This window comes from Modestobacter italicus (assembly GCF_019799965.1).
Classification (GTDB): domain Bacteria; phylum Actinomycetota; class Actinomycetes; order Mycobacteriales; family Geodermatophilaceae; genus Modestobacter; species Modestobacter italicus_A.
This window is the reverse complement of record NZ_JABGCJ010000007.1, coordinates 212954-235940: the sequence shown is the minus strand read 5'-3', so window position 1 is coordinate 235940 and position 22987 is coordinate 212954. Positions and strand designations below refer to the sequence as shown.

The following is a 22987-nucleotide window of genomic DNA, read 5'->3' as shown; positions in this document are numbered from 1 at the left end:
CGACCGGGCCCGATCCTCGGACCCGATCGCGGTGCGGGTGACGTGTCGCTCAGGGGTGAGAGCTGCGGCTCAACCCAGTCCGCCACCGTTGCCGTTGCCGTTACCGCCTCGGTGGGCGGCGTCGGCTGCCGCCGGGCCACCAGCGGGCGGAGCGTCGACGACCTCGGGCGCGGCCTCGGCGTCCGGGACCTGTGCGCCGGCCCCGGCCTTGTCGCGGGCCGCCGAGGAGACGGCCTCACCGTGCTCCCGCCCCGTGGCGAAGCTGGACCGGGCCACAAACGAGACGGTCTGGCCGTGCTCGGCCGCGGTCGGCACCTCGGGGGCTGACGGGTCTCGGTCGGCGCGGGCTCGGTGGACGGGTCCGCCGTCGGCTCGGTGACCTCGATCGGCTCGGGGGCGGGCTCGACCTCGGTCGGCTCAACCACGTCGGTCGACCCGGGGGCGGGCTCGACCGTGGTCGGCTCGGCGGTGTCGCTCTCGACGACGACCGGCTCGGCGGACGCGGTGACGACCTGGGTGGTCACCGCGGCGCCGCCGCCGGCCACGACCAGGGCCGCCTCGATCAGTTCGCCATGTCGACGAAGCGCGAGTAGTGACCCTGGAAGGCGACCGTCACGTTCGCGGTCGGGCCGTTGCGGTGCTTGACCAGCATGATGTCGGCCTCGCCCGCCCGCGGGGACTCCTTCTCGTACATGTCCTCGCGGTGGATCATCATCACCATGTCGGCGTCCTGCTCGATCGAGCCGGACTCACGCAGGTCGGAGAGCATCGGCTTCTTGTCCTGACGCTGCTCGGAGCCACGGTTCAGCTGGCTCATCGCGATCACCGGCAGCTCCAGCTCCTTGGCCAGCAGCTTGAGCGCACGGGAGAACTCCGAGACCTCCTGCTGGCGGCTCTCCACCTTCTTGCCCGAGGTCATCAGCTGGAGGTAGTCGATGACGATGAGCTTGAGGTCGTTGCGCTGCTTCAGGCGCCGGGCCTTGGCCCGGATCTCCATCATCGTCATGTTCGGGGAGTCGTCGATGTAGAGCGGGGCGTCGGCGATCTCGCCCATCCGGCGGGCCAGCTTCGACCAGTCCTCGTCGGAGAGGGTGCCGGCGCGCATGTGGTGCAGCGGCACCTTCGCCTCGGCCGACAGCAGACGCATGGTGATCTCGTGCTTGCTCATCTCGAGGGAGAAGATCGCTGCGGGCAGGTGGTGCTTGACCGTCGCGGAGCGGGCGATGTCCAGCCCCAGCGTGCTCTTGCCGACACCGGGTCGGGCGGCGATGACGACCATCTGACCGGCCTGCAGGCCGTTGGTCAGCTCGTCGAGGTCGCGGATCCCGGTGGGCACGCCGCGGGCGGTCCCACCCCGTGACGCAATGGCGTCCAGCTCGTCCATGGTGGGCTGCAGGACGTCCTCGAGGCGCGAGTAGTCCTCGCTCATCCGCTTCTCGGTGACGTCGTAGATCTCCTGCTGGGCGCGGTCGACGATGTCGTCGACGTCGCCCTTGCCGCCGGCCGCGCCGTAGCCCAGCTGGACGACGCGGGTGCCGGCCTCCACCAGACGCCGCAGGACGGCCTGCTCGGCGACGATCGCGGCGTAGTAGCCGGCGTTCGCCGCGGTCGGCGTCGAGGCGATCAGCGTGTGCAGGTAGACCGCGCCGCCCATCTTGGACAGCTGGTCGGTGCGGTTGAGCTCCGCGGCGACGGTGATCGCGTCGGCGGGCTCGCCCCGGCCGTACAGGTCGAGGATCACGTCGAAGACGATCTGGTGCGCCGGGCGGTAGAAGTCCGGGCCCGCCAGGACCTCGACGACGTCGGCGATCGCGTCCTTGCTCATCAGCATCCCGCCGAGCACCGACTGCTCCGCGGCGACGTCCTGCGGGGGCTGCCGGTCGTACTCCGGAGCCGTGGCCCTCGGCCTGCTGATGTCGTCGACGACCGCCACGCTGGTATCCCCCTCGTCCCGTCGCGCCCCGGGGCCGGAGGCCCCCGCGCGACGCGTCCCACTCGTTCCCACAGCTCGAACAGCTGTTCGCACAACAGCTACCACCGGGCGCCGACAGTTCGCGCCCGGCGGTGGCTGGGGGAACGTTAGGAACCGGGCAGGGCCCACGTCCAACACCGCTGTGCACGCCCTTCTGCACAACTTGTGGACAAGTCGGTGGATGGAGGCGGTCACCGTGTGGAGACCGCGGGGGACCCGTGGTCGTCGTGTCGCCGCCACCCGCCCGTCACCTGCACACCGGCTCTTCCCAGGGTGTGGACGGAAGAAATCCCGCAACTCGCCGGACTCGCCACACCCCGGGCGTGTCGCGGGATCCCCGCTGGTCACACGCGTAACCGAGGGCCCCCCGAGGGTGCCGCGGACCACACCGGCCGCCGCCCGACCGCCGCGCGGACGGCACCCCCGGCGTCCGTGGGGTTCACCTGCCGTCCACGGGCGGACGCGCCGCCGTGTCGACACCGGCGCCCGGTCAGTGCGGCCCGCCAGACCGCTCGGACGTCCCCTGGGGGAGCCGGAGCACTGTCCGGGGACCCCGCTGGGGGTGGCGCTGTGGAGAACGGTGGGCGGCAGCTCAGCCGTTCCGCCCCGGGAACGCCACGAGGGGCGCCGGACCGGAGTCCGACGCCCCTCGTGGGCAGTGCACGCCCCTCAGGGGGCGCCTCGATCAGCCTGCGACGACGTCCAGGGTCACCGGGACGGTGACCTCCGGGTGGACCCGCACCGTGACGGTGTGGGTGCCGACGCTCTTGATGCTGCTGGGCAGCTCGATGCGGCGGCGGTCCAGCTCCGGGCCACCGGCAGCGGAGACCGCGGCGGCCACGTCGGCGGTGGTGATCCGGCCGAACAGCCGGCCACCGTCGCCCGAGCGGGCCGGGAGGGTGACGGTCAGCCCGGAGAGCTGACCGGCGACCGCCTGGGCCTCCTCGAGCGTGCGCACGTCGCGGGCCGCGCGGGCCCGGCGCAGGCTCTGCACCTGCTTCTCGGCACCACGGGTGGCCAGCATGGCCAGCCCACGGGGCAGGAGGTAGTTGCGGGCGTACCCGCCCTTGACCTCGACGGTGTCGCCGGAGGAACCGAGACCGGTGACCTCCTGCGTCAGGATCAGCTTCATGGTGCTCATGATCAGCGCGCCGTGGAGGTGTAGGGCAGCAGGGCCATCTCGCGGCTGTTCTTCACGGCCACGGCGACGTCACGCTGGTGCTGGCTGCAGTTGCCGCTGACGCGGCGGGCACGGATCTTGCCGCGGTCGGAGATGAACTTCCGCAGCAGGGTCGTGTCCTTGTAGTCGATGTAGGTCGCCTTGTCCTTGCAGAACTGGCAGACCTTCTTCTTGACCTTGCGGGGGGGAGGCTTGGGCACTTGGGGTTCTCCAGGGAGAGATCAGTACGGGGAGATCAGAAAGGGGGTTCGTCGGAGGACGCCGGCGGGGTCGACCAGGGGTCGCTGGCTCCGCCACCGGAGAAGCCGCCGCCGCCACCGCCACCGCTGTTGCCGCCGCCGCCGAACCCGCCGCCGCCACCGTCGCTGCGTGCAGCGCGGGTGACCTTGGCGGTGGCGTACCGCAGGGAGGGGCCGATCTCGTCGACCTCCAGCTCGATGACGGTGCGCTTCTCGCCTTCCTTCGTGTCGAAGGAACGCTGCTTCAGCCGGCCCGAGACGATGACCCGCGAACCGCGGGTGAGCGACTCGGCGACGTTCTCCGCCGCCTGACGCCAGACGTTGCACCGGAGGAACAGCGCCTCGCCGTCCTTCCACTCCTGCGACTGACGGTCGAAGGTGCGGGGGGTCGAGGCGACGGTGAAGTTGGCGACGGCGGCGCCGGACGGGGTGAACCGCAGCTCCGGGTCGGCCGTCAGGTTCCCGATGACGGTGATGACGGTCTCGCCGGCCATGGTCAGTGGACCTCGGGCCGCATCAGCTTGGTGCGCAGGATGGACTCGTTGAGGTTCAGCTGACGGTCCAGCTCGGCGACGGCGGCCGGCTCGGCCTGGATGTCGACGATGGCGTAGATGCCCTCGGCGTTCTTGTTGATCTCGTAGGCCAGCCGACGGCGGCCCCAGATCTCGGTCTTGACGGTGCCACCGGAGTTGGTGACGACGGTCAGGAATCGGTCCAGGCTGGGAGCGATGGTCCGCTCCTCGAGCTCGGGATCGAGGATGATCATCAGTTCGTAGTGACGCACGGAGAACCCCACCTCCTCTGGTCTCGGCGGCCGCAGTACATCTGCAGCAGGAGGGTCGTACACGCGTCGCGCGCCCGGACCTGCAGGGAGCAGGAGAGGACGCGCACCGGACAGGCTACCAGCGCCCTTGACAGGACGTATGCGTCGGACCGGCGATCTACGCTCCCCGGGTGACCGAACAGCTGATCGGCGTGCACGTCGGACCAGGGCTGACCGAGGCGGGTGAGCTCGACGACGGCGGCCCGCTGGCCCGCGCGGCGGAGCTGGACGCCGACGCCGTCCAGGTGTTCCTCGCCGACCCCCAGGGCTGGAAGGCGCCCGCGCCGCGGCCGGACGCCGAGCCGCTGCTCGCCTCCGACGTGGCCGTGTTCGTGCACGCGCCGTACGTGCTCAACGTCGCCTCCACCAACAACCGGATCCGCATCCCCAGCCGCAAGCTGCTCGGCCAGCACGCGCAGGCCTCCGCGGCGATCGGCGCCCGCGGCATGGTGGTGCACGGCGGGCACGTGCTGGCGAAGGACGACCCGGCGGCCGGGGTCGACAACTGGCGCAAGACCTTCGCCCGGCAGGCCGACGAGGGCGGGTTCGGCGTCCCGGTGCTGATCGAGAACACCGCCGGTGGCGACCACGCGATGGCCCGCGAGCTCGGCGCCCTCGCCCGGCTGTGGGAGGCCGTGGGCGAGTTCGGCGCCGGCTTCGTGCTGGACACCTGCCACGCCTGGGCGGCCGGCTGGGACCTGGCACGGGTGGTGGACGACGTCCGGGCGATCACCGGGCGGATCGACCTGGTGCACCTGAACAACAGCCGCGACCCGGCCGGGTCCGCGCGGGACCGGCACGCCCCGCTCGTCGCCGGGGAGATCCCGACGGAGCTGCTGGTCGAGGTGGCCCGAACCGCCGGCGCCCCCGTCGTCCTGGAGACCCCCGGCGACCGGGCGGCGCACGCCGAGGAGATCGCGCTGCTGCGGGCAGCTCTGTCCTGAGGGACCGGCGGCTCCGACGATCGAGCGGCTCCGCTCAGCTGGGGGACGGCAACGGGCCGCGGTGCGGCGCGGAGCGCCGCAGGGTGAGGCGCCGCGGCAGCACCCACCGGTCGGGGGCGCCGTCGAGCACCCCGCCGGCGGGGTCGTCGGTGCCGGGCCAGCTGCGGCGCACCAGGTCGGCGTCGGGCTGCCAGACCTCCCGGACCACCAGGGCCATCAGGGCGACGACGACGACGTCCCGGACGACGACCGACAGGTAGAACCACTCGACGCCGATGCCGCGGTTGTCCGCGCCCAGGTAGTAGAGCAGCGTCGTCGCCCAGACCAGCGCCTCGGTGGCCTGCCACAGCAGCAGCGAACGCCACCGCGGCCGGGCCAGCACCGCCAGCGGCAACAGCCACAGCGAGTACTGCGGGCTCCACACCTTGTTCAGCAGCAGGAAGGCCGCGACCAGCAGGAACGCCAGCTGCGGGAGCCGGGGGCGGAGCGGGGCCGCCAGCGCCAGCCAGGCCACCCCGGCCGCGCACAGCAGCAGCAGCACCGCCACGGTCGCGTTCAGCACCGAGGGCGCCTCCCCCTCGGCGAGCGGGCCGTCGAGGAACTCGGGGAAGGAGTGCAGGGCGATCGCCCAGATGCTCTCCGGGTTGGCCGGGCGGACGTCGCTGAAGGTGAAGAAGCGAGCCCAGTTCTCCGGTGCCAGCACCGCGATCGGCAGGTTCACCGCCAGCCAGGCCAGGCCTGCGGCGACCGTCGTCGACAGCCAGGGCCGCAGCTGCCCGGCCCGCAGGCACAGCACGAACAGCACGCCCAGCACGATCACCGGGTAGAGCTTGGCGGCCACCCCGAGCCCGACCAGCACTCCCGCGAGCACCGGGTGCCGCCGGGCCCACGCCCACATGCCCAGCGTGGTCAGCGCCACGGCCAGCAGGTCCCAGTTGGTGAAGGCGTGCACGAGGAGCAGCGGGGAGAGGGCCACCATCGCCGCGTCCCAGGGGCGCCGGCCGGCCAGCCCCAGGACGCCGCGGGTGACCAGCAGCGCGAGCGCGGAGAGCAGCAGGCAGGTCACCACGTAGAAGCTCAGCACCGGGGTGGCCTCCGGCAGCGGGCCGAGGCCAGCGACCAGGTCGTCCCAGCCGCGGGCGATCACCGCGGCCAGCTGCATCAGGCCGCCGGTGAGCACCGGGTACTCGACGGCGGAGTCCAGGTAGGGCACGGCGCCCTCGTCCAGCCCGTGGATGCCGAACAGCGGGACGGCGTCGTTGTAGCAGAGGTGGGTGTACTGCTTGCTGCCCGTCCAGTTGCCGTCCGCGCACGGCGCCTGCTTCGCCCAGGCCAGGGCGAGCACCGCGACGGTGAAGAGCAGGCACACCCGCAGCGGCGTCCAGAACAGCGCCCGCCCGGTCACCGCGTGCCGGCCCCACGGGCCGCCGACGGCCTCGCTCGCCTGGGTGACGACCGGATCGGTCCAGCTCGGGACGACGCGGTCCGGCCACGGCGGCGCAGCGACCCGCGGCACCGGCGGGACCGGCCGTGCAGACACCGCGGGCCCGCCCTCCGGGAGATCGGAGGACGGGCCCGTCGATGGTGCGGTCACGCGGTCAGTCTGCCCGCCGGATCAGCCTGTCGGGACAGAGCAGGCCGGCAACCCGTCGACACCACAGGTCGGGGCGGCAGGAGGCGTCGAGCTCTGGTTCGCCGCGGACGACCTGCTCGCCTCGGCGGCCGCCGACCTACGGGCCTCCTCAGCCAGCTGCGCAGCCCGTTCGGCCTCCTGCCGGGCCCGCTCCCGCGCTCGCGCCTCGGCGCCACCGTCGTCCACGGTCGTTGCGGTCGCCCGTGCTTCGCTGGTCGACGCGGGAGCCTCCGTCGTCGGCTCCGGGATGCTCTTGTCCGGGTCGCCCTTGATCAGCGCCTTGGACGGGAGCGGCTCCTCCGGGGTGCCCTCGAGCACGGTGTCCATGAACTGCTGCCAGATCTCCCCGGGCAGCCCGGAGCCGTAGATGATCCGGCCCGAGGCGTTCTCGATGGCCTCGGTGCCGCGGGTGCCGATCCACACAGCGGTGGAGATCGACGGCGTGTAGCCGACCATCCAGGCATCGGAGTTGTCGGTCCGGTTCGCGCCCTGGGTGCCGGTCTTCGCCGCCACCGGCCGGTCGCCGTCCAGCGGCAGCTTCGATGACTCGGCAACGTCCTCCAGCGCGAAGGTCACGTCGCTGGCCACGTCGGCCGGGATCGCCTGCTCGGACGCGGTGGAGCCGGTGCCCAGGACGTTGCCGTCGCTGCCGGCCACCGAGGCGACGAAGTGGGTGTTGTGCCGGACGCCGCCTGCGGCGAAGGTGGCGAAGCCGGCGGCCTGCTGGATCGGCCGGACCTCGTACTCGCCGATGCCGATCGAGCCACCGGTCACGCCGGTCTCGGCGCTGGCCAGCGTGGGCTTGCCGGTCAGCCCCTCCGGCACGGTCGGGTCGTTCCGCTCCTGGTCCCACACCTCCGGCAGACCGATCGCCTGACGGGCGGTGTCGGCGACCAGCTCGGGGCCCACCTCGTAGGCCAGGCCGTAGTACGTGGTGTTCAGCGACTTCGTCATGGCCTCCTTGAGCGTGCAGTTGGCGCACTGCGCGTTCCCGGAGTTGACCACCGGCAGCCCGGGCCGGTCCTCGAACTCCTGCGGCGAGGTGCCGTCCCGGCGGGTGTCCACGCTGTAGCCGTTCATCAGCGCGGTGGCCAGCGTGTAGGGCTTGAACGACGACCCGGGCTGCTTGAGCGCCTGGGCGTAGTCGGTGGTGTCGACTGCCGGGTCGTCGCTGCTTGCCTGCGCGTTGCCGTAGTAGGCCATGACCCCGCCGGTCTTCGGGTCGATGGCGACCAGCGCCTCCTGCAGGTTCTGCGGCTCACCGGCCATCACGTCGTTCACCGCGGCGACCGCGGCGTCCTGCTTGGCCTTGTCCACGGTCGTGGTGATCCGCAGGCCGCCGGTGTAGATGTCGTCGTCGTCGTAGCTGAACGGCGACTTCCTCAGCTCGGCGATGACCTGCCGGACGATGAGGCCTTCCGGGCCGGCCGGGATGCCGGCACCGCTGCCGGTCCTCGGCAGCACCGGCGGGAAGACCGCCGCGTCGCGGGCGGCGGAGTCCAGCCAGCCCTGCTCCACCATCGCGTCCAGCACCAGGCCCCAGCGCTTCTGCGCACCCTCCGGGTTGCTCTCCGGGTCGTTGGCCGCCGGGTTGCGGATCAGCACGGCGAGCACGGCGCCCTGCTCGGGGGTGAGCTGCGCGGCCGGCACGCCGAAGTAGGTGTTCGCCGCCGCCTCGATGCCGTAGGCGCTGCGGCCGAAGTAGATGGTGTTCAGGTAGTTCTGGAGGATCTCGTCCTTCGAGTACTCGTTGTCCAGCTTGACCGCGAGGAAGAGCTCCTTGAACTTTCGGCTGAAGGTCTGGTCGGAGCTGAGGAAGGCGTTCTTCACGTACTGCTGGGTGATCGTCGAGCCACCCTGGGTGGAACCACCGGTGAGGTTGTTCCACGCCGCGCGCACGATGCCGGTGAAAGAGATGCCCGGGTCGGAGTAGAACGCCCGGTTCTCCGCCGCCAGCACCGCGTTGCGGGCCGGCTCGGAGATCTGCTCCAGCGAGACCTCGGTGCGGTTCTCGCCGTCGTTGAGCCGGGCCATCTCGGTCACGCCGTCGGCGTAGTAGACGACCGTCGTCTGCTCGTTGGCGATCGAGTCCGGCGAGGGCACCTCGGTCGTGGCGTAGACCACGCCGACGAAGACCCCGAGCAGCACCAGCAGGCTGACGAAGGTCCCGGCGAGGACCTTGAGCACGCGCCGCCGCTTCTGCTTCGCGCTCCGCTTCTTCTTGCCCCCGCCCGGCGGCCGGCCGCTGCCGCTGCCACCGGGACGACGCCCGCCCGTCGGCGGCTTGACCGGCGGACGCCCGCCACCGCCACCGGAGCGGGCGGCCGGACGAGCACCACCCGAGGCGCCGCCCGAGGACGAGGACGTGGTGCGGGCACGGCCGCTGACCGCCGGACGGCGGGCGCCGGCGGAACTGCCACCCGCTGCCCGTGCCCGGGCCGGGGGTGGACGGCGGACCGAGCCGCCACCGGGGGTGACGCGGGCGGTCTCGTCGTGGGGAGGCACGCGGTGGCCCCTTCCTGCGGGTCGTGGGGTGCTCAGGCGCCGGAGAGCTCTCGGTGCCGGAGCGTCCAGGGTGACGTCTTCAGCTGTGTACCGGCTGCCAGCGCGCGACGTCGCGGCGCGGCAGGACGCCGTCCGGCAGCGACTGTTCGGTCGACTCCCGGTGGTGCTCGGCTGCCCGGGACGGGAGGGCGCTCACGGCGCGGACCGGTCCGCACCGCAGGCACCTCGGCGAGGGGCGCGCGTCGTCGCGGCGCGCGGCCACCACCGACCGTCGCCCGGGCACGGCCGCCAATGTACGCACTCCAGCAGCCCTCGTGACCCGCTCCGGACGTCGACATGGGGCTGGTGAGGCGCCCGTGACCTGGTGGTCGACTTGCGGGCACTGCAGCGACCGGATGTATCGTCCCGATACATCGATCCCGTGAACGGCGGCAGACCAGGAGGTGGCGCAGTGCTCGAGTTCGCCATCCTCGGGTTGTTGCAGCAGTCGCCCATGCACGGCTACGAGCTCCGCAAGGAGCTGGCCTCGGTGCTCGGCGGCCTCCGCTCCATCTCCTACGGGTCGCTCTACCCGGCGCTCAAGCGCCTCCAGGCCGCCGGGCTGATCGCCAGCGAGGACCCGGTCCCACGCGCCCTGCTGCCCGCCGACGCCCCGGCGCTCACCGGGCGGCGCGGGAAGGTCGTCTACGCGATCACCGCCGAGGGCAAGGAGCGCTTCGCCGACCTGGTCAGCCAGACCGGGCCCGAGGCCTACGACGACGAGGGTCGCTTCGGCGTCCACCTGGCGTTCTTCCGGCACACCGCCGCCGACGTCCGGCTGCGCATCCTCGAGGGCCGGCGGCGCACCGTCGAGCGGCAGCGCGACCGCCTCATGGACTCCCTGCGCCGCACGCAGGAGAAGCTCGACCGCTACACCCTCGAGCTGCAGCGGCACGGTCTGGACTCGGTCGACCGCGAGGTCCGCTGGCTCACCGAGCTCATCGACAGCGAGCGCGACGACGCACGCGCCGAGGCCGCCCGGGCCGACGAGCCGCCCACCGGGACTGCACCACCGAACGACGTCACCACCTGAACCACCGCACCGCCAGCAGCACGTCCACCGCACATCGTCCGGACCCGGTCGGGTCCGTCGGAGGGAGTCAGTCCATGGCATCGGTCAAGGTCGCCATCGTCGGCGTCGGCAACTGCGCCGCCTCGCTCGTCCAGGGTGTCGAGTACTACCGGGACGCCGACGAGACCGCATCGGTCCCCGGCCTCATGCACGTCCGGTTCGGTGACTACCACGTCTCCGACGTCCAGTTCGTCGCCGCGTTCGACGTCGACGCCAAGAAGGTCGGCCGCGACCTCTCCGAGGCGATCGTCGCCAGCGAGAACAACACCATCAAGATCGCCGACGTGCCGCCGCTGGGCGTCACCGTGCAGCGGGGCACCACCCTCGACGGCCTCGGCAAGTACTACCGCGAGATCGTCGAGGAGTCCGACGAGCAGCCGGTCGACATGGTCGCAGCACTCCGCGAGTCCGGCGCCGACGTGCTGGTCTGCTACCTCCCGGTCGGCTCCCAGCAGGCCGCGGAGTTCTACGCCCAGGCCGCGATCGACGCAGGCGTCGCCTTCGTCAACGCGCTGCCCGTCTTCATCGCCGGCACCAAGGAGTGGGCGGACAAGTTCACCGCCGCCGGGGTGCCGATCGTCGGTGACGACATCAAGAGCCAGGTCGGCGCCACCATCACCCACCGGGTGCTGGCCAAGCTGTTCGAGGACCGCGGCGTGCAGCTGGACCGCACCATGCAGCTCAACGTCGGCGGCAACATGGACTTCAAGAACATGCTCGAGCGCGAGCGCCTGGAGTCCAAGAAGATCTCCAAGACCCAGTCGGTCACCAGCCAGGTCGACCGGGACATGGGCAAGGGCAACGTGCACATCGGCCCCTCGGACCACGTGCCGTGGCTGTCGGACCGCAAGTGGGCCTACGTCCGCCTGGAGGGCCGCGCGTTCGGCGACGTCCCGCTGAACCTGGAGTACAAGCTCGAGGTCTGGGACTCCCCGAACTCGGCCGGCATCATCATCGACGCCGTCCGGGCCGCGAAGATCGCCAAGGACCGCGGCATCGGCGGCCCGATCCTGTCCGCGTCGTCCTACTTCATGAAGAGCCCGCCGGAGCAGTACAGCGACAGCGAGGCCCGCGACGCCGTCGAGGCCTTCATCCGCGGCGACCTCGAGCGGTAGTCGAACGGTCAGCACGTCACCTGAGGGGCTCGAGCCGGACGGTTCGGGCCCCTCAGGCGTTCCTCCTACCCTGACCGCATGCGCTCCCGCCGCCGTGGCACCCACCCGTTCCCGACCCCGCTGCGGGTCGCGGCCGTCGGGGTGGTGGTCGGCCTGCTCGCCCTGCTCACCGGGTGCGGCAGCGACGACGCCGAGCAGCGTGAGCCCGGGGCCGAGGTCACCTCCCAGGAGGCGGAGGTGCTCAGCCAGGTGCTGTCCGCCAACCGCGAGCAGGGCGGGGCGGACTTCGAGGTGACCGCGCCGTTCGCCGAGGGCGCCGTGCTCACCCTGACCGGCGAGGTCGACTTCGCCCGCGACATCGGCCGGGCCCAGGCGGTCACCAGCTACGGCGACGGCCGCCCCGACGACACCCGCACCCTCTTCTTCACCGAGGACGACCTCTGGCAGGGCGACGTCCCCGGGCTCGACGAGGCGCTCAGCGCCGCGGGCCTGCCGGCGGCGAGCTACGTGCGCCGGCCGATCGCGGCGACCGACGCGTCCGGGACGGCGTCGCTGCTGGACGTGCTGGTGCAGATGGTGCCCCGGCTCTCGGCTGACTCGGCCGACGACCCGCGGTCCTTCGCCGACTACAGCTGGGTCGGCAGCCGGTCGGTCAACGGGCAGCTGAGCTCGGTGTTCCAGAGCGGGACCGGAGCGCGGATCGCGGTCGCCGCGGACAGCAAGCTGCTGGTGCAGTACGTCACCCAGCTGCAGGACTTCGACGTGACCATCACCCTGGCCGACCACGGCGAGCGGGAGATCACCCTGCCGGCCGACGAGGACACCGTCTCGCTCACCGAGCACCCGGAGATCGCCGCGGCGCTGGGCCTGTAGCCGGACAGCACAGGAGGGGGCGGCCTCTTCCCCAGGTCGCCCCCTCCTGTGCGTTCTTCCTACCAGCCCGGAGCGCCGACCGGGAGTCGACACGCCCGGACGCCGTCCTCAGTTGGCCGAGGGGTCCGCCGGCGCCGTCGACAGCACGCCCAGCCGGCCGGACTGGCGGCGCAGCACCGACCGCCACAGGTCCGCACCCGACGCGTCGGTCAGCACGTCGGAGGGGACGCCGTCCACGCAGGCCCACGCCCCCTCGGCCAGCTCGGTGGCCAGCTGACCGGCCGACCAGCCGGCGTACCCGGCGAACACCCGCAGGCCGCCGATCTCGCCGTCCAGCTCGTCCGGGTCGCTGTCCAGGTCGACCAGGTGCACCGCCCCGGCCACCTCGCGCAGGCCGCTCCCGGCCGGCAGCGGCGTGGTGAACGTCCGGGTGGCCAGGCACAGCGCCGTGTCGGTCTCGCACGGGCCACCGACGTGGAAGACCCCGGGCTCGACCGCCAGCTCCGACCAGCCGGGCAGCACGTCACCGATGCGCACCTCGCTCGGCCGGCCCAGCACCACGCCGATCGTGCCGGTGTCGGAGTGGTCGAGCACGTAGACCACGGCCCCGGCGAAGGTCGGGTCGGTCAACGCGGGCATGGCCACCAGCAGCGAGCCGGGCCGGACGTCGTCCAGACAGCCCACCGAGAGGGCGGGTACGGCGTTCGGCCGGCGGCGTCCGGCGGCCTGTCCGGCAGCGGGACGACGCTCGGGCTCGGGTGACGAGGGCACCGGGTTCATCGCGCTCCAGTGTGCATCAGGTGTGCGGCAGGGGGGTGGCGCGAGGACGCCGCTCCTGGTCGGTCGTGCGACCCGGTCGCCGGTCGGCTGCTCGACCTGGCGACTCGCGCACGGCGACGTAGTGTGGCGGGGGTGCGACAGTCGCCCACCACCGTGCGGCACCTGCTGCAGCGTGGCGACTTCCGCCGGCTGCTGCTGACCCGGCTCTCCTCCCAATTCGGCGACGGCGTCTTCCAGGCCGCGCTGGCCGGCACGGTGCTGTTCAACCCCCAGCAGGCGACCGACCCGATCGACGTCGCCGCCGGGTTCGCCGTCCTGCTGCTGCCGTACTCGCTGGTCGGGCCGTTCGCCGGTGTGTGGCTGGACCGCTGGAGCCGGCGGCAGGTGCTGCTGGTGGCCAACGTCGTGCGGGCCGTGCTGGTGGTCGGCGTCGCCGCGATCACCCTCGCCGGCGTGCAGGGCGTGCTGTTCTACGTCGCCGGCCTGCTGGTCTTCTCGGTCAACCGGTTCGTGCTCTCGGCGCTGTCCGCCGCCCTGCCGCACACCACCGACGAGCCCTCCCTCGTCTCGGCCAATGCGCTGTCCACCACGGCCGGGGCGGTGGCCGCGGTGCTCGGCGGTGGCGTGGCGATCGGGTCCTCCGCCGTCCTCGGGTCCGGCAGCGGGGCCTACGCCGCGCTGGCCCTGGCCTCCGCAGTGCCCTACCTCGCCGCCTCGGCCGTGGTCGCCGGGTTCGCCCGCCCGTACCTGGGGCCGGACCACCTGACGGTCGCCGCCACGGTCAGCGCCCGGGACGTGCTGCACGGCATGCTCGCCGGCACGCGGCACGTGCTGGCCCACCCGCCGGCCACCGCCGTCCTGTCGGTGATGGCCGTGCACCGGGTCTTCTACGGCCTGCTCACGCTGATGACCCTGCTGCTGTACCGGAACACCTTCACCGGGTCCTCCGGGCTGTTCCGGGGCGGCCTGGCCGGGCTGGGCGAGGTGCTCGCCGCCGGCGCAGCCGGCACGCTGCTGGCCGCCGCGGTGACCCCGTGGGCGGTCCGCCGGTGGGGCAAGGCCGCCTGGGTGGTGGCCATGCTGCTCCTCGGCGGGGTCGGGCAGCTGGCGCTCGGCGGGCTGTTCGAGCCCCCGGCCGTGGTCGCCGCCGTCCTGACCCTCGGGTTCGTCGCCCAGGGCATCAAGATCTGCGTGGACACGACGCTGCAGGAGGCGGTGGAGGACGACTTCCGCGGCCGCGTCTTCTCGGTCTACGACACGCTCTTCAACGTGACCTTCGTGCTCGCCCTGCTGGCCGGGGCGTTCGCGTTGCCCGCCTCGGGTGTGAGCTGGCCGCTGCTGGTGGTCATCGGGGTCGGCTACCTGCTCACCGCCCTGTTCTTCGCCCGCTGGGCCCGGGGGCAGGCCCGCCGGGAACAGGACACCCCGCTGGCGTTGCGCGCGCTGCCCGGCCTCCGGCACGAGACCGGCCAGCACGTCTGACCCCCCGCGCCTCAGCTGCGCGAGCGCCACCAGGCGAGCAGCTCGGCCTCGGCCTCCTCGGGCTCCAGCGGGCCGCGCTCCAGCCGCAGGTCCTTGAGGAACCGCCAGGCGTCACCGACCTCGCGGCCCGGGGGGATCTCCAGCAGCTCCATGATCCGGTTGCCGTCCAGGTCGGGCCGGATGCGGGAGAGGTTCTCCGCCTCCGACAGCACCTGGATCCGCTCCTCCAGGGAGTCGTAGGTCGCCGACAGCGCGGCGGCCCGCTTCCGGTTCCGGGTCGTGCAGTCCGAGCGGACCAGCTTGTGCAGCCGGGGGAGCAGGTCGCCGGCGTCGGTCACGTACCGGCGGACGGCGGAGTCGGTCCACTCCCCGCGGCCGTAGCCGTGGAAGCGCAGGTGCAGGAAGGTCAGCCGGGAGACCGCCTCGACGACGTCCTTCGGGTACTTCAGCGCGGTCAGCCGCTTGCGCACCAGCTTGGCCCCGACCACCTCGTGGTGGTGGAAGGAGACCCGGCCGCGGTCCTCGTGCCGGCGGGTGGCCGGCTTGCCGATGTCGTGCAGCAGCGCGGCCAGCCGCAGCACCAGGTCCGGGGACGGCGACGCCGGGTCGGCCTTCTCCAGCGCGATCGCCTGGTCCAGCACGGTCAGCGAGTGGACGTAGACGTCCTTGTGCTGGTGGTGCTCGTCGATCTCCATCCGCAGCGCGGCGAGCTCGGGCAGGACGACGTCGGCCAGCCCGGTGGACACGAACAGGTCCAACGCTTCGCCGGGGGAGTCGTTGAGCAGGGTGCGGGAGAACTCGTGCTGCACCCGCTCGGCGGTGATCCGCCCCAGCTCGGGGGCCAGCCTGGTCATCGCCTCGACGACCTCGTCGTCCGGGGTGAGCCCCAGCTGGGCGACGAAGCGCACGGCACGGAGCATCCGCAGCGGGTCGTCGGCGAAGCTGTCCTCCGCCCGGCCGGGGGTGCGCAGCCGCCGGGCCAGCAGGTCACCCAGGCCGCCGAACGGGTCGGTCACGGTGCGGTCGGGGCCGAGGGAGACGGCCATCGCGTTGACGGTGAAGTCGCGGCGGGCCAGGTCGTCGACGAGCGACCCGCCCCAGGCCACCTCGGGGTTGCGGGACTCCCGGTCGTACCGGTCGGCGCGGAAGGTGGTGATCTCCACCCGCTCGCCGCGGACCTCGGCGCCCACCGTGCCGAAGGCGATCCCGGTGTTCCACGTGGAACTGGCCCAGCCGCGCAGCACCTCGAGGGTCTGCTCCGGCCGGGCGTCGGTGGTCAGGTCGAGGTCACCGGTCGGCAGCGGCTGGCCCGTGCCCGCGGCGAGCAGCGCGTCGCGCACCGAACCACCCACGAGGTGCACCTCGTGGCCGGCGGCGGTGAAGCGCTCACCCAGGGCCACCAGGACGGGGGAGACGTCGACGAGCTCGCGCACCGTCTGCTGCACCGCCGGGGGGACGGGCGCGGGTGGTGGGGTCGGGCCGGAGGGGGCGCGACGCGAGGGCTCTGTTGACACGACGATCGAGGGTAGTGCGGTCCCGCGCGCTACCCTCCTGGCATGGCTGGGACGGGCGGGCGACAGCGCCCCGGCCGCCGCCTGCGCCGCGTCGACGAGACCTCGGCCGGAGGCCTGGTGGTGGCCGACGACGACGTCACCGGCCCTCGTGCGGCCCTGATCGGCCGCACCGACCGCCGTGGCCGGCTGCTCTGGTCGCTGCCCAAGGGGCACATCGAGCAGGGCGAGACCCCGGAGGACACCGCCGTCCGCGAGGTCGCCGAGGAGACCGGGATCATCGGCGAGGTCGTCGCCCCGCTCGGCATCATCGACTTCTGGTTCGTCGCCGACGGGCGGCGGGTGCACAAGACGGTGCACCACTTCCTGCTGCGGGCCGTCGGTGGCGCGCTCTCCGACGCCGACGTGGAGGTCACCGAGGTCGCCTGGGTGCCGCTGACCGAACTCGGCGGGCGGCTGGCCTACGCCGACGAGCGCGCGCTGGTGGAGCGCGCGCCGGGCCTGCTGGCCGACAGCGCGTGACACGGCGGGCCGCCGGCCGCGCCGACGGTCGCCCCCGGACCCTCCCCGCTGCCCCCGAGTCGCCCGGCGACACCCGCTCCGGCCGGGTGGCCGCCCGGGTGGCGGCGCTGGCAGCGGTGCTGACCGTGGGCACGGTGCTGGGCGCGGGGCTGGTCGCGCCGCCGCCCGCCGGGGCGGCGCCCTCGGACACCGGAGCCAGCGCCACCGACAGCGTGAGCGCGCACCCGTTGCGGGTGACGGTGAGCCGGCTGGACCCGCGGACGGTCACGCCGGGCGCGGTGATCGAGATCGCCGGGACCCTGGTGAACGACAGCACCGACACCTGGACCGACGTCGAGCTGCGCCTCCAGCGCGGAGAGCGGATCTCGACCCGGGCCGGCCTCACCGCCGACGTCGACGACCCCGGCGACGCGACCGCGGCCGTCGCGCCGTTCCGCCCGGTGGACGGCGCCGAGCTGGCGCCGGGTGACTCGGCGCAGTTCAGCTACACGACCACCGCCGAGGAGCTGCAGATCGGCGCCGACGGCGTCTACCCGGTGCTGGTCAACGTCAACGGCGTGCGAGCCGGCGGCAGCGTCGAGCGCGCCGGTGAGCTGTGGACGCACCTCGTGGCGCAGTCGCCCCCCGCGCCCACCGACCCCACCGCGCCCGCCGCCCCCACCAGCCCGGGCACCCGGACGTCGGTGGCCTGGATCTGGCCCCTGACCGACGAGCCCCACCGGGACGCCGCCGGCGCGTTCACCGACGACGAGCTGGCCGCCGAGGTCGCCGACGGGGGCCGGCTGGACCGGGCCGTGGAGGTGCTCGAGCGGGTCCCACAGGCTCCGGGGACCCCGCCGGGTGAGAGCCGACCGGCCGTGCCGGTGATGCTGGCCGTCGACCCGGCCCTGCTGGAGGAGCTGGCCGTGATGGCCGCCGGCCCGTACACCGCCGGCGGCGAGCAGGGCACCGGCACCGCCGACGCCGCCGAGCTGCTCGACCGGCTCCGGGCGGTCGCCGACGACCACGCCGTGGCGGTGCTGCCCTATGCCGACGTCGACGGGGACGCCCTCGTCGCGGCGGGGCTGCCGGCTGTGCTGACCCGCACGCTGCCGGGCACCGCGGAGGGCACCGCCCGCCAGCCGCTGGACGACGACGGCACGGCCGCGGCGTCCCCGACCACCGCACCGGGGGACGCCGCGAGCACACCGGCCCCGAACGCCCAGGAGACCGCCCCGGCCGGAGCCGGGGCCGAGGTGGTCCGGGAGGTGCTCGAGGTCGAGCCGCGCACCGACCTGGCCTGGCCGGTCGGCGGCACGGTCCGCACGGACACGCTGGACCTGCTGCAGGCCGGCGGCGCCGGCACCGTCGTGCTGGCCGAGCAGGCGCTCGTCGACGGCGACCGGGCCGTGGGCCAGGACGGCGACCCGGCCGACGCCTCGGGCACCCTGTCCACCGCCGGCGGGGACGTGACCACCCTGGTCGTCGACGGGCGGCTGGCCGACGCCGTCGCCGGGGCGACCCCGGACTCCGGCGTCGGACGGCTGGCCGAGCAGCGCTACCTGGCCGAGCTGGGCGCGCTGGACACGCAGCTGGCCGAACGCGCGCCCGGCACCCCGCAGACGGTCCTCGTCGTCCCGCCCCGCCTGGTCGACCCCGACGTGGACAGCGTCGCGGCGATGATCACCGACACCGCTGCCCAGCCCTGGCTGACCCCGGTGCCGGTGGCGTCGCTGACCGAGGGCCCGCCCGCCGCGGCCGGTGAGCTGGTCCCCGGCGCCGAGGCCTTCCTGCCCGCCGAGGGGATGGCGGCGATCGCCGAGAGCGCCCGGGTGCGGGACGACTTCGCCGCCGCCGTCGACGACCCCGGCACGGTGCTGGCCGGCTACGACGCCGCGCTGGCCCGGGCGGCGTCCGGGCAGTGGCGCGGCGACACCGAGGGGTTCGCCGACGCGGTCGCCCAGCTGGGCGAGACGATGGCCGAGCTGCGCGAGCAGGTCACCCTGCTCGCCCCGGTGGAGGGCACCTACAGCCTGGCCTCCAGCAGCGCACCGCTGATCCTCACCGTGCAGAACGACCTGCCCTTCGCCGTCCAGGTCCGGCTGGAGCTGCGCACCCGCGGCGCGGTCGGGCTGACCACCGAGGACATCGGCGTGCAGACCCTGCCGCCGCTGTCCCGCACCCCGCTGGAGGTGCCCACCCAGGTGCGGCAGTCCGGTGGGTTCGCGGTCACCGCACTGCTGACCACCCCCGGTGGCGTGCCGCTGGGCGAACCGGTGCAGATGCAGGTCAAGAGCACGGTCTACGGGCCGATCACGCTCGTGCTCACCATCGGTGCGGCCGGCCTGCTCGGGCTGCTGTTCCTGCGCCGCGGCGTCCTGTTCCTGCTCAAGCGGCGCCGTGGGGAGGCCGGGGACGCCCCCGCCGCGCACGGCGTCGGTTCCCAGCCGCCGACCCGGAGCCCGGTGTGACCGGCAGCCGCCGCCCCGGCCCACCGGACCAGGAGCGCGCCGACGACGGCCGCGAGGCTCCCGGCCCGCAGCGCCCGCGGCCGGCCGCTCCGCTGCCCCCGCCGCCCTACCGCGGTGCCCCGTCGACCGGGGCCGGCCCCGTCGCACCGTCGCCGCGTCCGGCCGCCCCTGCCCAGGAGGCGGCCCCCGCCGCCCGGCCGACGCCCCGCCCGCTGCCCCCGCCGCCGGGCTACCCGGCTGCCCGGCCCGCCGCCGGGCAGCCCGCCGTCCCACCGTTGTCCGCCGGCCCGCCACTGCCCGCCGTCCCGGCAGCCCCACCGCCCACGCCCGGAGCCGCCCGGCGGCGCGCACCGCTGCCACCGGTTCCCCCGCCGGCGCGGCCGCGCCGCTTCGTCCCCGGCCCGGACGACACCCAGCTGATCCCGGTCGTCCCCGCGCTGCCCCGGTACCTGGAGGAGGAGCCGGACGAGCCCGAGGACGGCGACACCCGCGGCGGCTCCTCCGGGGGCAGCCGGAGCGTCCTGCGGGCCGCCGGCACCATGGCCGTGGCCAGCCTGGTGTCCCGGCTCACCGGCTTCCTGCGCACCGTGGTGCTCACCGCCGCCCTGGGCTTCGGCCTGGTCGGCAACGCGTACACCGTGGCCAACACGCTGCCCAACATCGTCTACGAGCTGCTGCTGGGCGGGGTGCTGACCTCGGTCGTCGTCCCGCTGCTGGTCAGTGCCCAGGAACGGGACGCCGACGGCGGCGTGCGGTACACCCAGCGACTGCTCACCCTGGCCACCGTCGGGCTGGCCGCACTCACCGTGCTGGCCGTGCTCGCGGCGCCGGCGCTCACCTGGCTGATGGGCATCCGGGAGGACCCGGGCCAGGTGGAGCTGGCCAACTGGCTGGCCCGGATCCTGCTGGTCGAGATCGTCTTCTACGGGATCGGTGCGCTGGCCACGGCGGTGCTCAACGCGCGGCAGGTGTTCGGTCCACCGGCCTGGGCACCAGTGCTGAACAACGTCGTGGTGATCGCCACCGGCGCCGTCTTCCTGCTGGCGTCCGGGCCGGGCGACCTGACCCCCGTCACCATCACCGCCTTCCAGGTCTGGCTGCTCGGCATCGGCACCACCCTGGGCATCGCCGTGCAGGCCTTCGTGCTGCTCCCGCTGCTGGGCCGCAACGGCGTGCCGCTGCGGCCCCGCTGGGGGCTGCGCGGCACCGGGCTGGGCGAGGCGGGCACGCTCGGGCTCTGGGTGATCGGCTACGTGCTGGTCAGCCAGATCGGGGTCGTCGTGGCCAGCGTCGTGGCCAACGCCGCCGCGGACGCCGGCGGGCTCGGCCCGTTCGCCTTCAGCAACGCCAGCCTGCTGTTCCAGATGCCGTACGGGATCATCGGTGTCGCCCTGCTCACCGCGCTCCTGCCCCGGATGAGCCGGGCCGCCGCGCGGCACGACACCCCCGGAGTGGTCGCCGACCTGTCCCTGGGCACCCGGCTGTCGGCCACCGGCCTGCTGCCGGTCACCGCGCTGCTGATGGTGCTCGGGCCGGCCGTGGGCGTGCTCGCCTTCGCCCGGGGGAACGCCGACGTCTCCGACGCCCGCGGGGTGGGCGTGGCCCTCGCCTTCGGCGCGTTCGGACTGCTCCCGATGGCAGTGACCCTGCTGCAGCTGCGGGTCTTCTACGCGATGAAGGACGCCCGCACCCCGACGCTGATCCAGGTCGCGATGGTCGCCGTCCGGGTGCCGCTGCTGCTGCTGGTGCCCGTCCTGGTCAGCCCCGAGCACGTCGTGGCCGGGCTGATGGTGGCCACCAGCGTCACCTACGTGGCCGGCTGGGTGGTCGGCAGCATCGCGCTGCGGCGCAAGCTGGGCGTCCGGGTCAGCGCCGAGGCCTCGACCACGGTGCTCCACATGGCGGGGGTCTCCGCCGTCGCCGGGGCGCTGGGCTGGGTCGTCGTCTCGCTGGCCGGTCGTTACCTGGGTGAGTCCTCGGCGGGCTCGCTCGCGACCGTCGTCCTCGGTACCGTGGTGGTGGGCAGCGCGGTCGTCGCGGGTGCCGTGGTGGTCGGCGTCCCGGAGCTCCGGGACGCAGTGGCCGGCGTCCGGTCTCGGCTGGGGCGGTCACGGTGACCTGCCGGTCCGGTGCCCGACCCGGGGGCGCCGTCCCCGGCCATGAGCGATCAGGGGGTCGGCAGCGTCCGTGACGTCGACGACCACTGGCCTGCCCGACCGGTACCGCCCGCTCGACCAGGTGGCCCCAGATGAGCAGACCCCCACCGGGGTCATCCGCTCCTGGCGCGCCCGCGACCGGGTGCTCAACCGCGACGTGCTGCTCCGGGTGCACACCCCCGGCGGCCCGGCCGCCCGGGAGTGGATCAACCGGGCCCTGACCGCGGGCGGCCTGGCGACGCCGGCCCTCGCGATGGTCTACGACGCTGCGGAGGGCACCGGGAGCACCGAGTCCGGCGGTGCGGCCTACGTGGTCAACGAGTGGATCGAGGGCACCCGGCTCTCCGACTGGCTGGCCACCGAGGGGCCGCTGCCGGAGCGGGAGACGCGAGCCGTCGTCCGCCGGCTGGCCGAGGGCGTCGCCGAGGCACACCGGGTCGGTCTCGCCGTCGGCGGCCTGACCCCGGAGCACGTGGTGCTGCGTCCCGGTGGCCTGGTGGGACTGCTCGCCGTCCCGGCGGCCAGCGGCACCGAGAAGGGCGACATCACCGCCCTCGGCGCGCTGCTCGAGCTATGCCTCACCGGCCGTCGCTCCGACGTCCCCGGCGGCGGCGAGGTGCACATCAGCTCACCGGACCTGGCCGCGCTGGTCCGGCGCGCCCGCTCCGACGACCCGGCGACCGGGCTCTCCAGCGTCAGCACGATGGTCTCCCTGCTCGCCGAGCGGCCGCGCGCCACCACCGGCCCGCAGGAGGCCACCGGCCCGGACGCCGGCATCGACAGCGGCTGGATGCGCCGGCTCCGCGACCGCCGCGACCTGGCCGAGGCCGAGGAGGCCCGGTCGGCCGGCGACGGCGAGCGGCCCGTCCGGCTCGACCGGTCGACCCTGCCCCCCGTCCCCGGGGCGTCGCTCGCCCGCCCGCTGGCCGCCCGGCACGCCCGTCCCGTCGACGACGAGGACGACCTGGACCTCGGTGAGACGTTCACCGCGCTGGACGACCGGGAGCGCCCCCCGTCGGGGCCCGAGCCGACCGCCCGGCGCCGGCTGGCCGTCGTCGGGCTGCCCCTCCTGGCCCTGGTGATGGTCATCGCCATCGGCTGGTGGTTCGGCACGAACGTGCTCTCCGTGGCCGGCAACGTCGACGAGGACCCCGCCGGTTCGGTGCCCTCGGTCAGCGCCCCCGCCGGCGGCGCGGGCGAGGCCCCGGTCGCCGGGAGCCCCGTGCCGATCTCCGCCGCCACCGTGTTCGACCCCTTCGGTGACGGCGAGCCCGAGAACGACGACGCCGTCCCGCGCAGCTTCGACGGCGACCCGGCCACCAGCTGGTCGACGCTGACCTACCGGGGCTCGGCCGACTTCGGCAACCTCAAGCCCGGCGTCGGCGTGCTCTACGACCTGGGCAGCGAGCAGTCGCTGGCCGGGGTCTCGGTGCAGACGACGCTGCCCGGCGCGACGGTCGAGGTGCGCACCGGGGGTACACCCGACGACGACCTCGAGGCGTTCAGCACCGCCGCCACCGGCGAGCTGAGTGGCACCGACGACCTCACCTTCGACGCACCGGTGACCAGCCGTCACGTGCTGGTCTGGGTCACCGGCCTGGTGGCCGTCGACGACGGCTTCAGCGCCGACCTCGCCGAGGTCACCATCACCGCCGCCGGCTGAGCGAGGCCCCACCGCGGCGAGCTCCGGA

19 protein-coding genes are annotated in these 22987 nt (G+C 73.9%); 9 read left to right on the top strand and 10 right to left on the bottom strand.

The features are described from left to right. Nucleotides 1-69 precede the first annotated feature (69 nt). From HLA93_RS17665 to rpsF, 6 genes are all read right to left on the bottom strand, one after another. Nucleotides 70-276 (bottom strand): hypothetical protein, encoded by a 207-nt coding sequence (locus HLA93_RS17665; RefSeq protein WP_222195724.1) that lies wholly within the window; start codon nt 274-276, stop codon nt 70-72. Nucleotides 277-562: 286 nt separating this feature from the next. After that, complete coding sequence (gene dnaB, locus HLA93_RS17660; RefSeq protein ID WP_222195723.1) at nt 563-1933, bottom strand: replicative DNA helicase; 1371 nt, start codon at nt 1931-1933, stop codon at nt 563-565. A gap of 724 nt (nt 1934-2657) precedes the next feature. After that, nucleotides 2658-3104: a 50S ribosomal protein L9 gene (rplI, locus tag HLA93_RS17655; protein ID WP_222195722.1), complete on the bottom strand. Its 447-nt coding sequence runs from the start codon at nt 3102-3104 to the stop codon at nt 2658-2660. Nucleotides 3105-3115: 11 nt separating this feature from the next. Further along, nucleotides 3116-3352, bottom strand: a complete 237-nt coding sequence (gene rpsR, locus HLA93_RS17650; protein WP_222195721.1) for a 30S ribosomal protein S18 — start codon at nt 3350-3352, stop codon at nt 3116-3118. Nucleotides 3353-3387: 35 nt separating this feature from the next. Continuing rightward, a complete protein-coding gene (locus HLA93_RS17645) occupies nt 3388-3885 on the bottom strand; it encodes a single-stranded DNA-binding protein (protein WP_222195720.1) in 498 nt (165 codons plus the stop codon). Between the two features lie 2 nt (nt 3886-3887). Further along, nucleotides 3888-4175 carry a 30S ribosomal protein S6 gene (gene rpsF, locus HLA93_RS17640; protein WP_222195719.1) on the bottom strand — a complete coding sequence of 96 codons (288 nt, stop codon included), beginning with the start codon at nt 4173-4175 and terminating at the stop codon, nt 3888-3890. A gap of 170 nt (nt 4176-4345) precedes the next feature. Here rpsF and HLA93_RS17635 point away from each other — a divergent pair, with 170 nt between their 5' ends. Then, the gene (locus HLA93_RS17635; protein ID WP_222195718.1) at nt 4346-5158 is read left to right on the top strand and encodes a deoxyribonuclease IV; all 813 of its coding nucleotides are present in this window, start codon (nt 4346-4348) and stop codon (nt 5156-5158) included. Nucleotides 5159-5192: 34 nt separating this feature from the next. Here HLA93_RS17635 and HLA93_RS17630 read toward each other — a convergent pair whose 3' ends face one another. Next, nucleotides 5193-6752 carry a glycosyltransferase family 87 protein gene (locus tag HLA93_RS17630; protein WP_308128214.1) on the bottom strand — a complete coding sequence of 520 codons (1560 nt, stop codon included), beginning with the start codon at nt 6750-6752 and terminating at the stop codon, nt 5193-5195. A gap of 21 nt (nt 6753-6773) precedes the next feature. Then, nucleotides 6774-9296: a transglycosylase domain-containing protein gene (locus HLA93_RS17625; RefSeq protein ID WP_308128213.1), complete on the bottom strand. Its 2523-nt coding sequence runs from the start codon at nt 9294-9296 to the stop codon at nt 6774-6776. 451 nt (nt 9297-9747) lie between these two features. On the opposite strand from HLA93_RS17625, the gene HLA93_RS17620 reads away from it, so the two are divergent. The 3 genes from HLA93_RS17620 to HLA93_RS17610 all read left to right on the top strand — a co-directional run bounded on the left by HLA93_RS17620 (nt 9748) and on the right by HLA93_RS17610 (nt 12395). Next, on the top strand, nt 9748-10368 hold the full coding sequence (locus HLA93_RS17620; protein ID WP_222195717.1) for a PadR family transcriptional regulator: 621 nt from the start codon (nt 9748-9750) through the stop codon (nt 10366-10368). Nucleotides 10369-10442: 74 nt separating this feature from the next. Continuing rightward, on the top strand, nt 10443-11522 hold the full coding sequence (locus HLA93_RS17615; RefSeq protein WP_222195716.1) for an inositol-3-phosphate synthase: 1080 nt from the start codon (nt 10443-10445) through the stop codon (nt 11520-11522). A 78-nt stretch (nt 11523-11600) separates the two neighbouring features. Continuing rightward, a complete protein-coding gene (locus HLA93_RS17610; RefSeq protein WP_222195715.1) occupies nt 11601-12395 on the top strand; it encodes a hypothetical protein in 795 nt (264 codons plus the stop codon). Between the two features lie 108 nt (nt 12396-12503). Here HLA93_RS17610 and HLA93_RS17605 read toward each other — a convergent pair whose 3' ends face one another. Beyond that, nucleotides 12504-13175: a YqgE/AlgH family protein gene (locus HLA93_RS17605; RefSeq protein WP_222195714.1), complete on the bottom strand. Its 672-nt coding sequence runs from the start codon at nt 13173-13175 to the stop codon at nt 12504-12506. A gap of 132 nt (nt 13176-13307) precedes the next feature. On the opposite strand from HLA93_RS17605, the gene HLA93_RS17600 reads away from it, so the two are divergent. After that, complete coding sequence (locus HLA93_RS17600) at nt 13308-14657, top strand: MFS transporter (protein ID WP_222195713.1); 1350 nt, start codon at nt 13308-13310, stop codon at nt 14655-14657. Between the two features lie 11 nt (nt 14658-14668). On the opposite strand, the gene HLA93_RS17595 is transcribed toward HLA93_RS17600, so the two are convergent. Continuing rightward, a complete protein-coding gene (locus HLA93_RS17595; protein ID WP_222195712.1) occupies nt 14669-16090 on the bottom strand; it encodes a CCA tRNA nucleotidyltransferase in 1422 nt (473 codons plus the stop codon). A gap of 123 nt (nt 16091-16213) precedes the next feature. Between HLA93_RS17595 and HLA93_RS17590 the strand changes: the two genes are divergently transcribed. The 4 genes from HLA93_RS17590 (at nt 16214) to HLA93_RS17575 (ending at nt 22959) form a co-directional block, all read left to right on the top strand. Then, nucleotides 16214-16690, top strand: coding sequence for an NUDIX hydrolase (locus HLA93_RS17590; protein WP_222195711.1), 477 nt, complete (start codon nt 16214-16216; stop codon nt 16688-16690). Continuing rightward, nucleotides 16687-19140 (top strand): DUF6049 family protein, encoded by a 2454-nt coding sequence (locus HLA93_RS17585; RefSeq protein ID WP_222195710.1) that lies wholly within the window; start codon nt 16687-16689, stop codon nt 19138-19140. The genes HLA93_RS17590 and HLA93_RS17585 overlap by 4 nt, the downstream gene beginning before the upstream one ends. Beyond that, on the top strand, nt 19137-21257 hold the full coding sequence (gene murJ / locus HLA93_RS17580; protein ID WP_308128212.1) for a murein biosynthesis integral membrane protein MurJ: 2121 nt from the start codon (nt 19137-19139) through the stop codon (nt 21255-21257). Before HLA93_RS17585 ends, murJ begins: the two co-directional genes overlap by 4 nt. Before the next feature lie 70 nt (nt 21258-21327). Further along, nucleotides 21328-22959, top strand: coding sequence for a hypothetical protein (locus HLA93_RS17575; protein WP_222195709.1), 1632 nt, complete (start codon nt 21328-21330; stop codon nt 22957-22959). Nucleotides 22960-22987: the final 28 nt, after the last annotated feature.